A 13,016-nucleotide genomic window follows, 5' to 3' on the forward strand; every position below is an offset into this window, starting at 1 on the left:
ACCGACTCACCCCCCGCTGAGGTTTGGGTCCCAGGTGATCCGTGTGCCCCCCGACGCAACGGATCGACTGCAATAGAGCATGTCGGACGAGCATAAACATTCGATGAACGGCCTGGCAGAGAGCTGTCACGCCGCGCTGAGGGGGGCAAGCAGGCCGCGTACCTCCTCGGCCTCCGCGGCACCCGACTGCTCGTGCAGGGACAGCGCCTCGCGCCAGCAGGCCTGAGCGCGGCCGGTCTGCCCGAGCCGGGCCAGCGCTTTGCCCAGCAACGTGAGGACGTTGGCGCGCATCCAGTCGCCACCGATGCAGCCGGTGGCGAGGGCCTGCTCCGCGAACTGCGCCGCCTCGGCGGAGCGGTGGGAGGAGAGGTGCACCTCGGCGATGCGGTAGCAGGTCGTACCCTCCCACAGCCGTTGCCGATTGTCGGCGAACACGTCCTGCGCCTGGAGCAGTTGCTCAAGCGCCTCGGGCCTGCGGCCGGCGTGGGACAGGGCGATCCCAAGCGCGTACTTCGCGTTGGCCAGCCGGAGCGTCAGCCCCAGCTCGTCATAGATGGCCATGCCCTGCTGGGCGAGCCTCACGGCACCCTCGGTACGGCCCATCGACACCAGGATCCGGGACAGGTTGCACAGCGCGCTGGCTTCGCCCGGTCGGTTGCCGTCGGCGCGGAAGGCGTCGATCGCGGTGAGCAGGAACGCCTCGCCGGTGCTGTGCTGGTTCCGGCAAATGGCGATGATTCCCTGCTCGTTGGGTGCGTTACCGCTGGTCCACGGGTCCTCTGAGGCCTGTCCCAGCGCCGTTGCCCGGGCCGCCTCGGCATCGGCCTCGTCGAACCGTCCGGCATTGCTGTACACCTGTGTGAGCGTCGTACGGGCGCGGCCCTCCGCGCGTGCGTCGCCCGCGGCCCGGGCGGCGTCCCTGGCGGCGATCGTGGCGGTCTCGTACCGGCGTGAGCTCGCCCCGGATTCGGCGAGGTCCTTGCAAGCCAGCAGCAGGTCGACACCTCGGCGCAGGGTGGCGGGTGTCAGGGACTGCTGTGCGCACGCCAGCAGGCACGCCGCCTCCGTGTGCAGCCAGTCCAGAGCCTCGCTGTCCGAGCCGAAGCCCCGGCCCGGGTACCCGGTCGTCTCCAGATGGGCCACTGTACGGTCGCCAGGGCGCTCTATGGCGTACACCTTCGCCGCCGTCGCCAGATAGAAGTCGAGAAGTCGCGAAAGCGCCAACTCCTTTTCCACCGGCGGGTGTTCGTCCCGGTCGGCGCATGCACGCGCGTAGAGACGGACAAGGTCGTGGTAGCGATACCTGCCCGGTGCCGCCGACTCCAGCAGGGAGGTGTCGACCAGGGCTTCGAGCAGATCCTCCGTCTCCTGGAGCGGACGGTCCAGTACGGCCGCGGCCGCGGCGAGCGACATGTCGGGGCCGTCGGCGAGGCCGAGCAGGCGGAAGGCCCGGGCCTGGCACGGTTCCAGCTGGCCGTAGCCGAGTTCGAAGGTGGCCTTCACCGCGAGGTCTCCGGCCTGGAGTTCGTCGAGGCGGCGGCGCTCGTCCGCCAGCTTCGCGGCCAGCACCGAGACCGTCCAGGTGCGCCGCGCGGCGAGCCGGGACGCGGCGATACGGATCGCGAGCGGCAGGAAACCGCACGCCGCGACCACATCAAGGGCCGCCTCCCGCTCCGAGGTGACCCGCTCCTCGCCCACGATCCGGGTGAAGAGCTGCAGCGCCTCCTCCGGCGACATCACATCCAGGTCGACCAGATGCGCCCCCGCCAGGTCGACCATCCTGACCCGGCTGGTGATCAGGGCCGCGCACCCCGCCGTACCGGGCAGCAGCGGCCGGATCTGGGCGGCGTCACGGGCGTTGTCCAGCAGCACGAGGATCCGACGGCCGTCCAGCGTCGAGCGGTAGAGCGCGGCCCGCTCGTCGAGGGTGTCCGGAATGGCCGAGTCCGCGGTGCCGAGCGCGCGCAGAAAGGCACCGAGCACGGTCTCGGGTTCGGCCGCGCGGTTGCCGGCGCCCTGCAGGTCGACGTACAGCTGACCGTCCGGGAAGTGCGGCCGGGCCTCGTGTGCCACATGGACCGCGAGAGTCGTCTTGCCGACGCCGCCGATACCCGCGAGCGCCGAGACGGCCATGACGGAGCCCTCGGCGGTGGCGAGCTGGTCGCCCAGTTCGCGTACGAAGGAGCCGCGCCCGGTGAAGTCCGGAACAGTGGCGGGCAGTTGTGCGGGCCGGGTGACCTGCGGGGCCGGGGCACGCTCCTCGCTCGGGCGGGCCAGCTCCGCGTCGGCCCGCAGAATGCGCTGCTGCAACTGGGCGAGTTCGGGCCGGGGGTCGACGCCCAGCTCCTCGGCGAGCAGCCGGCGGGTGTCCGCGTACACCGCGAGTGCCTCGGCCTGCCGCCCGCTGCGGTACAGGGCCAGCATCAGCAGCTCACGCAGCCGCTCGCGCAGCGGATGCGCTGCGGTGAGCGCGGTCAGCTCCGAGACCGCCTCCGCATGGCAGCCGACCTCCAGGTCCAGGTCGAGTCGGGTCTCCAGGAGTTGGAGGCGCCACTCCTCGAGGCGGGCCCGCTCGTTCTCGGCGTACGGCCCCGGCACATTGGCCAGCGGCTCGCCGTCCCACAGCCCCAGCGACTTGTTGATCAGCACCCGGGCCTGTCCGCGGTCACCGGCGACGCGCGCCTTCTCCGCCCCGGTGGCGAGCTCCTGTGCCACCGCGAGGTCGAGCGAGTCGCGCCTGACCCTGAGCGCATAGCCGCCGGACTCGCTGACCAGGGCCTGCGAGGAGAGGACCTTGCGCAGCCTGGATGCGTACGTACGGATGGCGGCGAGCGCCTGGGACGGCGGGTCCTCGCCCCAGATCGCGTCGATGAGCTCGGAGGCGGTCGCGGTACGGCCGTTGCGCAGCAGCAGCGCGGCCAGCAGGGCGCGTTGCTGCGGCGACCCGGACGGCAGGCTTTCCCCGCCCAGCCAGGCGCGCACCGGACCGAGCACACTGAAGCGCAGGTCAATGACGCCGCCCTGCACCGGAGCGCGCTGCTCCGGTACTCGTGGCCCGCTGTCACGGTCCATAGCTGCCCCCTGCCCGAACTGCCGGTATCGCCCTCGACAGTCTGCCCTGTGCGGGGCGGCCCCGTCAGCAGCGGGGCACCTCCTCCTCGCCCCCTGCCCGTGTCCGGTTGCCGGCTAAACCACATCTGACGATCTTCACCGGTCTCCTCCCCGGCTTCCATCGGGCATGCTCAAGGGCGGTACACCTCACCGGGGTTGGCCTTCCGGGCGCGAGCAGCTCCGGCACCGTGACAAAGGTGTAACAGCGCCTCTTCAGCTCGTCGATGATTCCGGGGGCGGCGGGCACGGTCCCGTCGTAGATGTCATGCAGCAGGATGATGCCGTCGCGCCCGGCCTGGTCGAGTATCCGGCTCTTGATGAGCTTTGAGTCGGTGGTGGAGTAGTCCTTGGCGGCGGCGCTCCACAGGATCTGGGCGAGGCCGAGTTCCCGGCTGACCTTGGTGACGTCGTCGTTGATCCGGCCCTGCGGAGGGCGCATCAGGGTGGGCGTGCGGCCGGTGATCTTCGCGATGGCGTCCTGCGTACGGGAGAGCTCGTCGCGTATTCGTCCTGTTTTCGGGCATGCCGAATATCCCCCTCGATGCCGTGGGTGGTGCGTCATCGAACTATACACACGGTGTATATATGGGGTTTATAGTGGCGTTCAGGGGGCGGCTGTCTGCATCCCGGCTAGCTGACGAACCGTCAGATCGGCGCTACGGTGGAGCGCATGGAGACCTTCCCGAAGATCATCTCGGTGGACGACCACACGGTTGAGCCCCCCAACGTCTGGCGGGACCGGCTCCCGTCGAGGTACCAGGACATCGGCCCGCGCATCGTCCGTGCACCGCTGAGGGAAATGACCTTCATGGGCGGCAGGTTCGCCCCGGTGATGGGCGCCGAGGGGGACGACGGCCCGATAGGCGACTGGTGGGTGTACGAGGATCTGCACCGCCCGTTGACCCGCCTCGACACCGCCGTCGGCTACTCCCGCGACGAGATCAAGCTTGAGGTCATCACGTACGAACAGATGCGTACGGGCTCGTTCAGCGTGCCGGAGCGCCTCGCCGACATGGACGTCAACCACGTCCAGTCCGCGCTCTGCTTCCCCACCTTCCCGCGCTTCTGTGGCCAGACCTTCACCGAGGCCAAGGACCGCGAACTGGGGCTGCTCGGCGTGCGGGCGTACAACGACTGGATGGTCGAGGAGTGGTGCGGCCCCGAGGCGCACGGCCGCCTCATCCCGCTCACGCTCATCCCTCTGTGGGACGCGGAGCTCGCGGCGGCCGAGGTCCGCCGCAACGCGGCGCGGGGAGTGCGGGCCGTGGCCTTCTCGGAAATCCCCCCGCACCTCGGCCTCCCCTCCGTCCACACCGACGAGTGGGACCCGTTCCTGCGGGCGTGCGACGAGACGGGCACGGTGGTCGCGATGCATATCGGCTCGTCCTCGAGGATGCCGTCCACCTCGGCGGACGCCCCACCGGCCGTCGGCTCGACGATCACCTTCGCCAACTGCTGCTTCTCGATGGTCGACTGGCTGATGAGCGGCAAGTTCGAGCGCTTCCCGAACCTGAGGATCATGTACGCGGAGGGGCAGATCGGCTGGATCCCGTACATCCTGGAGCGCGCGAACGTGGTCTGGGAGGAGAACCGCGGCTGGGGCGGCGTGGCGGACAAGGTCCACCGGCCGCCGTCCGAGCTCTTCGCCGAGCATGTCCACGGCTGCTTCTTCGACGACGCGTTCGGGCTGAAGAACCTGGACGCGATCGGGGTCGCGAACGTCCTGTACGAGACGGACTACCCGCACTCCGACTCGACCTGGCCGAAGTCGAAGGAGGTCGGTCAGTCACAGATGGGTCACCTGGCGCCGGACGTGGTCGAGCGCATCGTGCGCGGCAATGCGATCGAGCTGCTGGGGCTTACGGCGGACGGGCTCTGGCCGGGCCCCGGCGCGTAGTCCCTCGTGGGGGCTCACCGTGACATTTGTCCGTGCCGCCGCCACCATGTGGCACATGACGCTGCCCCTCGCCGAAGCCGAGAAGATCCTCGCCGACAACTTCGCCCCCTGGGTGCTCGACCTGGGCCTGACGGTCGTCGAGACCGGTGAACTCCACGCCGTGCTGCGGCTGCCGTGGTCGGACCGGCTTGCCCGCGAGGGCGGCGGAATCTCCGGGCAGGCCCTCATGGCTGCGGCGGACACCGCCACGGTGATCGCCGTGTCCTCGGCGCGCGGTGCCTTCATCGCCATGACCACCGTGCAGCAGTCCAGTACCTTCCAGCGCGCGGTGGTGGGCGCCGATGTGCTGGTCGACGCCCGGATCACCAAGCTCGGCAAGCGGATGGCGTTCGCGGACATCACGATGACGGCGGAGGGCTCCGAGGACGTGGCGGCCCGGGCCTCCACGGTCTACGCCCTGCTCGGCTGAGCCCGGCCGTTTCCTGCTCGAAGGGCCGTTGTCAGTGGCGGGGTGTTCAATCGGAGCATGTCCATCAGGCGTGAGCGTGCCCATGTCGATCCCCTCTCCCACCAGCCTCCTGTCCCCGACAAAGAGCTCGTCGTCAGGGGCGAGGACTGGTACGGACGCGATCTGTCCGGACAGAGATTCGCGCGCCACACCTTCTACGACTCCGACTGGACCGAGGTCGTCAACGACGGCGGCATTTTCGACGAGTGCACCTTCTCCGGGATCAAGTTCAACGCGTCGCGGCACACCAATGCCGCCTTCACCAACTGCACCTTCAAGGGGTGCACCTTCTTCGACACCCGCTTCGAGCAGTGCAAGACCGTCGGCAGCCTCTTCCAGGGGTGCACCTTCAGCCTCTTCGCGGTGGCCGGCGGGGACTGGTCCTTCGTCGGGCTGCCGGGGGCCGATCTGCGCAAGGCGGTCTTCGAGGGCGTACGGATGAGGGAGGCCGACCTCACGGCCGCCCGGCTGGAGGGGGCGACTCTCGCCGGGGTCGATCTGTCCGGGGCGATGCTGGGCGCCGCCAGGCTCGGCGGGGCCGATCTGCGCGGCAGCGATCTGTCCTCGCTCGACCCCCTGACCGTCGAGCTCGCGGGGGCGAAGATCGACCTGGAGCAGGCCGCCGTCATCGCCACCGCGCTGGGTTTCGATGTGAGCTGATTCCGGCACCCCTGCGCGCATCCCCCTTGTCTGATGGTTCGTCAGGTACGACGATGGCCCCCGTCGTCGGAATTGACGAAGTGTCAGCTCAGGCAGGGAGGCGTCGGGGTGCATGTGCAGGTACTGCCCAAGGGGCGGCTGTCGTACGGGATGCAGCTCCCGGTCCAGTCGCAGAGCACCCTCTACGCCGAGCCGTGGGAGGCCGACGCCGGCGCCGGGGATCTGGCCGAGATCGCCAGGACCGCCGACCGGACCGGGTTCGCCTACCTCGCGACCTGCGACCATGTGGCGATTCCGCGGCGGCTCGCCGGCGCCATGTCGACGGTCTGGTACGACCCGGTCGCGACCTTGTCCTTCCTCGCCGGGATCACCGAGCGTGTGCTGCTGCTCAGCCATGTCGCCGTCGTGGGGCTGCGGCACCCCCTCGTGACCGCCAAGCAGTACGCCACCGTCGACCATCTCTCGGGCGGGCGGCTGATCCTCGGGGTCGGGGCCGGGCATGTGCAGGAGGAGTTCGAGGCGCTGGGCGCCGACTTCGCCGGGCGTGGCCCCGTGCTCGACGAGACCATCGACGCGCTGAACGCCGCCCTCGGGCCCGAGGAGTACCCGCAGTTCATCGGCGAACGGTTCTCCTTCAGCGAGCTCGGGCAGCGGCCCAGGCCCGCCCAGGAGCGGATTCCCCTCTGGGTGGGCGGCTCCTCGCCCGCCGCCGTGCGCCGGGCCGCCGTAAAGGGTGACGGCTGGCTGCCCCAGGGCGACCCGCGTACCGAACTCCCCGCCCGGATAGACAGGCTGAAGGCCCTGCGCAAGGAAGCGGGCATCACCGAACCCATCGAGATCGGCGCCATCACCGAGCCGCTGTATGTGGGAGACGCGAGCTGGGACATCGGGCGGCGCACCCTGACCGGCAAGCCCGACGCCATCGCCGAGTCGCTGCGCGCCTATGCCGCGATGGGCGTGCACCAGATCCAGATCCGGTTCCGCAGCCGGAGCCGCACCGAACTCACCGACCAGATGGCGGCCTTCGCCGCGGACGTCGCTCCGCACCTGAACCGAGGAGAGTGACATGGGAAAGCTCGACGGACGCGTCGTCCTCATCACGGGCGCGGCGCGCGGCCAGGGCGAGCAGGAGGCGCGTCTCTTCGCGGCCGAGGGCGCGCAGGTGGTGCTCGCCGATGTGCTGGACGACCAGGGTGAGGCGCTGGCCAAGGAACTGGGCGAGGGCACTGCCGCGTACGTCCGTCTCGATGTGAGCCGGGAGGCCGACTGGACCGCCGCCGTCGCGGCCGCCAAGGATGCCTTCGGCAAGATCGACGGCCTCGTCAACAACGCGGGAATTCTCCGCTTCAACGAGCTGGTCTCCACCCCGCTGGCGGAGTTCCAGCTGATCACGCAGGTCAACCAGGTCGGCGCCTTCCTCGGCATCCGCAGTGTCGCGCCCGAGATCGAGGCGGCGGGCGGCGGCACGATCGTCAACACCGCCTCGTACACGGCCCTGACGGGCATGGCGGGCGTGGGCGCGTACGCCGCGACCAAGCACGCGATCCTCGGGCTCACCCGGGTCGCCGCGCTTGAACTGGCGGCCAGGAAGATCCGGGTGAACGCGATCTGCCCCGGCGCGGTGGACACCCCGATGAGCCATCCGGACGGCGTGGACCCCGAGTCCGTGGCCGAGCTCTACAAGAAGCTCGTGCCGCTGGGCCGGATCGGGCAGCCGGAGGAGGTGGCGAGGCTGGCCCTCTTCCTGAGCAGCGAGGACTCCTCGTACATCACCGGGCAGCCCTTCGTCATCGACGGCGGCTGGCTGGCCGGCGTCAGCCTGTTCTGACTGGTCGTCAGGTATTGACGGCACCTGTGCACGGTGGAACAGTCGACGGCATCGAGAGATCTGACGGTACGTCAGAAACGTGAGGGACGGTGAACCCCCTTGGAATTCGGGCTCTTTGTACAGGGATACGTCGGCAAGCGCGCCGAGACCGACCCGCTCGCCGAGCACAAGGCGCTGATGGAGGAGACCGAGTACGTCATCCAGGCGGACAAGTCCGGATTCAAGTACGCCTGGGCCTCCGAGCACCACTTCCTGGAGGAGTACTCGCACCTCTCTGCCAACGATGTGTTCCTCGGCTACCTCGCGCACGCGACGGACCGGATCCATCTGGGCTCGGGCATCTTCAACCCCCTGGCGCCCGTGAACCACCCCGTGAAGGTCGCCGAGAAGGTCGCGATGCTCGACCATCTCTCCGAAGGCCGCTTCGAGTTCGGGTCGGGGCGGGGAGCCGGCTCGCACGAGATCCTGGGGTTCATACCGGGCGTGACTGATATGAACTACACCAAGGAACTCTGGGAAGAGACCATCGCCGAGTTCCCCAAGATGTGGCTCCAGGAGGAGTACGTCGGCTTCCAGGGCAAGCACTGGTCGCTGCCGCCGCGCAAGGTACTGCCCAAGCCGTACGGGAAGTCCCACCCGGCGATGTGGTACGCGGCCGGGTCGCCGCCGTCGTACGCCATGGCCGCGAGGAAGGGCCTCGGCGTCCTCGGCTTCAGCGTGCAGAAGGTCTCCGACATGGAGTGGGTGCTGGAGCAGTACAAGACGGCGATCATCGAGGCGGAGCCGGTCGGTGACTTCGTCAACGACAACGTGATGGTGACATCGACGGCGATCTGCGCGCCGACGCACGAGGAGGCGGTGCGGGTCGCCGCGGGCGGCGGGCTGCACTATCTCCAGTCGCTGGTCTTCCGCTACCACGACACGTTCCCGCGGCCCGAAGGGTTCCCCGTGTGGCCGGAGACCCTGCCCGAGTTCAACGAGGAGATCATCGAACTCCTCATCGCCGAGGAACTGCTGATCTGCGGCGACCCGGACGAGGTCCTGACCCAGTGCAAGCGGTGGGAACAGGCGGGGGCGGACCAGCTGAGCTTCGGCCTGCCGATCGGGATCTCGCGGGAGGACACGCTGCGGTCGATCCGGCTGATCGGTGAGCATGTGATCCCGAAGATCGACACGGATCCGGTGCACAGGACGACGCGGTTCCGCGGGGCGTCGGGGTCGTAGGGCCTGTCTTTTCCCCACCCCGCCCCTTCCCGAACTGGGGGCGTGCCCCCAGCCCCCCGGCGCCTGCTCCGCGGCGCACTCGGGGCTTCGCCCCGGACCCCGCGCCTCAAACGCCGGCGAGGCTCGATTTGCCCGGGCCATTGTCGGGGCTCCGGCCCCGGACCCCGCTACGGTCCGCCCGCGAAAACCCACCGGACAGCAACCACCAACGCCCCCTGGCCCACGGCAACCACGCCCCCGGTGACTGGCCCGTCTGGGGGTCCACCCGGACGGAGTCCGGGGGAGATTGAGGGCACGCCCGAAGGGCGTTCGGCGGTCTGGGCGGAGCCCCACCACGCGGCGGAGCCGCACATCGGCGCAGTGGGAAGGGGCGGGTAGGGGAAAAGCCCCCCGCCCACAGAGCGGCGGCGGCCTCCCGGACCGTCGCCCCACACCCCGGCCGGGGCGCCCCTCGGCAGCGGCCTGCCGCGGCGGCGCCCCGGCCGGGGCCATGAACCATCCACGTACGGAAGGGATCCGTCATGCTCGACCACCTCATTCGCGCGGCGACCGTCGTGGACGGGACCGGCGCGCCCGCGTACGTCGCCGACGTAGGGATACGGGACGGCCGCATCGCCCTCATCGCCGCCCCCGGGACCGTCGACGAGGAGGCCGTGACGAGCGAGGACGCGTCCGGGCTCGTCCTCACGCCCGGGTTCGTCGACCCGCACACGCACTACGACGCGCAGCTGTTCTGGGATCCGTACGCCACCCCGTCCATGAACCACGGCGTGACCACTGTCGCCGGCGGCAACTGCGGCTTCACGCTTGCTCCCTTGAACCCCGCCCGGCCCGAGGACGCCGACTACACGCGCCGCATGATGTCCAAGGTCGAGGGCATGTCCCTGGTGGCCCTCGAGGAGGGAGCGCCCTGGAACTGGCACAGCTTCGGCGAGTATCTGGACGCCCTGGACGGCCGCATCGCTGTCAACGCGGGCTTCATGGTGGGCCACTGCGCCCTGCGCAGGTACGTCATGGGACCGGACGCGGTCGGTGGTCAGCCCACCCCCGAGCAGCTGGCGGAGATGCTCGGGCTCTTTCACGACGCGATGGACGCGGGCGCGTGGGGCCTGTCCACCACCCAGTCCTCCACCCACTCCGACGGCGACGGCAAACCGGTCGCCTCGCGGCATGCCGGGCCGGAAGAACTCCTCGCACTGTCGCGCGCCGTCGCCGAGCACGAGGGCACCCAGCTCGAAGCGATCGTCGCGGGCTGTCTCGGCCAGTTCAGCGACGCGGAGATCGATCTCTTCGTCGGGATGACCGTGGCCGCGGGACGGCCGCTGAACTGGAACGTCCTCACCATCGACGCCTCCGTTCCCGAGCGCGTCCCGCGCCAGCTGATCGCCGGCGAGCGCGCCCGCCTGAGCGGCGGCCGGATCGTCGCCCTCACCATGCCGATCCTCACGCCCATGAACATGTCGCTCGGCACCTTCTGCGCGCTGAATCTGATCCCGGGCTGGGGCGGGATCCTCGGCCTGCCCGTCCCCGAGCGGATCGGGCAACTCCGCGACCCCGCCGTACGGGAGGAGCTGCTGCGCCGGGCCGACTCCAAGGAGGCCGGGGTCTTCCGCCGCCTCGCCGACTTCGGCCGCTACGTCATCGGCGACACGTACTCCAAGGAGAACGAGGGCCTCAGCGGGCGGGTGGTGAAGGACATCGCGGCCGAGCGCGGGCAGGACTCCTTCCAGTGCCTCGTCGACATCTGCGCCAACGACGAGCTGCGTACGGTCCTTTGGCCCATGCCCACCGACAACGATCCCGCCTCCTGGGAGCTGCGCCGCCAGACCTGGCAGCACGAGGACGTCCTGCTCGGTGGCTCCGACGCGGGCGCGCATCTGGACCGGATGTGCGGGGCGCCGTACACCACCCGCTTCATCGGTGACTGTCTGCGCGGCCGCAAGCTCGTCGGCCTGGAGGAGGCGGTGAAGATGCTCACCGACGACCCGGCGCGCCTCTTCGGCCTGCGCGAACGCGGCCGTGTCCACGAGGGCTGGCACGCGGACCTGGTCCTGTTCGACCCGGCACGGATCGAGGCGGGCCCGGCGACGCTCGTACACGATCTGCCGGGCGACAGCCCGCGCCTGGACGCGAAGGCGATCGGCATCGTGTCGGTACGGGTCAACGGCGTCGAGACGATACGGGACGACCAGGTGACGGGCGCGGTGCCGGGCAAGGTGCTGCGCTCGGGCCGCGACACAAGGACGGTGTCAACCAAGTGAGCGGCCAAGTGAACGACCCACAGCGGCTGTTCATCGCGGGCGAGTGGGTCGAGCCGGACGGCGGCTACTACGAGGTGATCAACCCGGCGACCGAGGACGTCGTCGGGTCGGCCCCGGAAGCGAGCCGCGAGCAGGTGTACGCCGCGGCCGCCGCCGCCCGCGAGGCCTTCACCGACTGGTCGGGCACGAAACCGGAGGAGCGTGCCCGGATTCTCGACGCGACCGCCGACATCATCCAGCGCGAGGCCGAGCCGTACGCCGCCCTCGCCCGCGCCGAGAGCGGTGCGACCACCGCCACCGCGCGCGGCATGCAGATCGCGGTGGGCGCGGCCCGCTTCCGGCGGTATGCGAAGGGCGCGCTGGAGCCCCTGGAGCAGGCGCTGCCCCCGCAGATCAACGCCGCGGGCCCGATGGGCAAGGCGGGCGTTTTCGGCGCACTCGCCGTACGCCGCCCGGTCGGCGTCGTCACCTGCATCACCTCGTACAACAACCCCTGGGCCAACCCGGCCGGCAAGGTCGCGCCCGCGCTCGCGATGGGGAACACGGTCGTCGTGAAGCCCGCCCCACAGGATCCGCTCTCCGTCTACCGCCTGGCCGAGGCCCTGGCGGAAGCGGGCGCGCCGCCGGGTGTCGTGAACGTGGTGACCGGCTCCGCGCCCGCCGTCGGCGAGGCCGCGGTCGACTCCCCGGACGTCGACATGGTCAGCTTCACCGGCTCGACGGCCGTCGGACAGCGCATCGCCGAGGTCTGCGGCCGCGGCATGAAGCGCCAGCTGATGGAGCTGGGCGGCAAGGGCGCGGCACTCGTCTTCGACGACGCGGACGTGGATTGCGCGGTACTGGGCATCGGGACCACGTTCTCCTTCTACAGCGGTCAGATCTGTACGGCGCCGACGCGCGTGATCGCGCAGCGCGGCATCTACGACCTCCTGGTCGAGAAGCTGACCGGCTATCTGACGTACATGAGGGTCGGCGACCCGGCGGAGCAGGGCACCGTGGTCGGCCCGGTGATCTCCGCGGCCCACCGCGACCGGGTCGAGTCGTACATCGAACTGGGAAAGAAGGAGGGCGCGCGCCTGGTCGCGGGCGGCGAGCGTCCCGCGTACGAGAGGGGCTTCTACGTCGCCCCGACGCTCTTCGCGGACTGCACGAACGACATGCGGGTGGTGCGGGAGGAGATCTTCGGCCCGGTGGTCGTGGTCGTGCCCTTCGACGACGAGGAGGAGGGTGTGGCGCTGGCGAACGACAGCGACTACGGACTGCTCGACTACGTCTGGTCCGGCGATGTGGCGCGGGCGTTCCGGGTGGCGGCCCGGCTGCGGGCCGGGGGCGTCGGGGTCAACACCATCGGCCGCAATATGGAGGCGCCGTTCGGGGGCTTCAAGAGGAGCGGTGTGGGCCGGGACGTGGGGTCGTACGCGCTGCATGCGTACAGCGAGCTGCAGGCGGTGGTGTGGCCGGGCTGAGGCCTTCCGCACGCCACAGCCACAGCCGCGGCGGCACGCCGGTTCGTCTCCCGGAGAGGAG

Annotated in this window: 9 protein-coding genes and 1 pseudogene; 8 read left to right on the forward strand and 2 right to left on the reverse strand. The window is 70.2% G+C overall.

Going from position 1 to position 13,016, the window contains the following annotated elements; all coding sequences use genetic code 11:
- Positions 1 to 126: 126 nt before the first annotated feature.
- Both ACQEVG_RS02280 and ACQEVG_RS02285 read right to left on the reverse strand, forming a co-directional pair.
- The gene (locus ACQEVG_RS02280; protein WP_432976162.1) at positions 127 to 3,072 is read right to left on the reverse strand and encodes an AfsR/SARP family transcriptional regulator; all 2,946 of its coding nucleotides are present in this window, start codon (positions 3,070 to 3,072) and stop codon (positions 127 to 129) included.
- Between the two features lie 170 nt (positions 3,073 to 3,242).
- Positions 3,243 to 3,616 (reverse strand): annotated as a pseudogene (locus ACQEVG_RS02285) (polysaccharide deacetylase family protein); the annotation flags it as partial.
- Positions 3,617 to 3,781: 165 nt separating this feature from the next.
- Here ACQEVG_RS02285 and ACQEVG_RS02290 point away from each other — a divergent pair.
- The 8 genes from ACQEVG_RS02290 (at position 3,782) to ACQEVG_RS02325 (ending at position 12,955) form a co-directional block, all read left to right on the forward strand.
- Entirely contained in the window at positions 3,782 to 5,008 is a 1,227-nt protein-coding gene (locus ACQEVG_RS02290; RefSeq protein WP_432976165.1) for an amidohydrolase family protein, read from the forward strand.
- A gap of 55 nt (positions 5,009 to 5,063) precedes the next feature.
- Positions 5,064 to 5,477, forward strand: coding sequence for a PaaI family thioesterase (locus ACQEVG_RS02295; RefSeq protein ID WP_432976168.1), 414 nt, complete (start codon positions 5,064 to 5,066; stop codon positions 5,475 to 5,477).
- A gap of 57 nt (positions 5,478 to 5,534) precedes the next feature.
- Positions 5,535 to 6,176, forward strand: a complete 642-nt coding sequence (locus ACQEVG_RS02300; RefSeq protein ID WP_432976171.1) for a pentapeptide repeat-containing protein — start codon at positions 5,535 to 5,537, stop codon at positions 6,174 to 6,176.
- A 150-nt stretch (positions 6,177 to 6,326) separates the two neighbouring features.
- Complete coding sequence (locus ACQEVG_RS02305; RefSeq protein ID WP_432984971.1) at positions 6,327 to 7,241, forward strand: LLM class F420-dependent oxidoreductase; 915 nt, start codon at positions 6,327 to 6,329, stop codon at positions 7,239 to 7,241.
- Between the two features lies 1 nt (position 7,242).
- Positions 7,243 to 8,004, forward strand: coding sequence for an SDR family NAD(P)-dependent oxidoreductase (locus ACQEVG_RS02310; RefSeq protein WP_432976174.1), 762 nt, complete (start codon positions 7,243 to 7,245; stop codon positions 8,002 to 8,004).
- Between the two features lie 99 nt (positions 8,005 to 8,103).
- Positions 8,104 to 9,228, forward strand: coding sequence for an LLM class flavin-dependent oxidoreductase (locus tag ACQEVG_RS02315; RefSeq protein WP_432976177.1), 1,125 nt, complete (start codon positions 8,104 to 8,106; stop codon positions 9,226 to 9,228).
- Between the two features lie 521 nt (positions 9,229 to 9,749).
- A complete protein-coding gene (locus tag ACQEVG_RS02320; protein WP_432976180.1) occupies positions 9,750 to 11,489 on the forward strand; it encodes an N-acyl-D-amino-acid deacylase family protein in 1,740 nt (579 codons plus the stop codon).
- A gap of 8 nt (positions 11,490 to 11,497) precedes the next feature.
- On the forward strand, positions 11,498 to 12,955 hold the full coding sequence (locus tag ACQEVG_RS02325; protein ID WP_432976183.1) for an aldehyde dehydrogenase family protein: 1,458 nt from the start codon (positions 11,498 to 11,500) through the stop codon (positions 12,953 to 12,955).
- Positions 12,956 to 13,016 lie beyond the last annotated feature (61 nt).

The organism is Streptomyces sp. CA-135486, assembly GCF_050936555.1.
Lineage (GTDB): Bacteria > Actinomycetota > Actinomycetes > Streptomycetales > Streptomycetaceae > Streptomyces.

Coding starts and splice junctions, on each gene's coding strand:
- ACQEVG_RS02305 (WP_432984971.1), top strand. CDS start 6,327: ATGCAGCTCCCGGTCCAGTCGCAGAGCACCCTCTACGCCGAGCCGTGG.
- ACQEVG_RS02310 (WP_432976174.1), top strand. CDS start 7,243: ATGGGAAAGCTCGACGGACGCGTCGTCCTCATCACGGGCGCGGCGCGC.
- ACQEVG_RS02300 (WP_432976171.1), top strand. CDS start 5,535: ATGTCCATCAGGCGTGAGCGTGCCCATGTCGATCCCCTCTCCCACCAG.
- ACQEVG_RS02280 (WP_432976162.1), bottom strand. CDS start 3,072: ATGGACCGTGACAGCGGGCCACGAGTACCGGAGCAGCGCGCTCCGGTG.
- ACQEVG_RS02290 (WP_432976165.1), top strand. CDS start 3,782: ATGGAGACCTTCCCGAAGATCATCTCGGTGGACGACCACACGGTTGAG.
- ACQEVG_RS02295 (WP_432976168.1), top strand. CDS start 5,064: ATGACGCTGCCCCTCGCCGAAGCCGAGAAGATCCTCGCCGACAACTTC.
- ACQEVG_RS02320 (WP_432976180.1), top strand. CDS start 9,750: ATGCTCGACCACCTCATTCGCGCGGCGACCGTCGTGGACGGGACCGGC.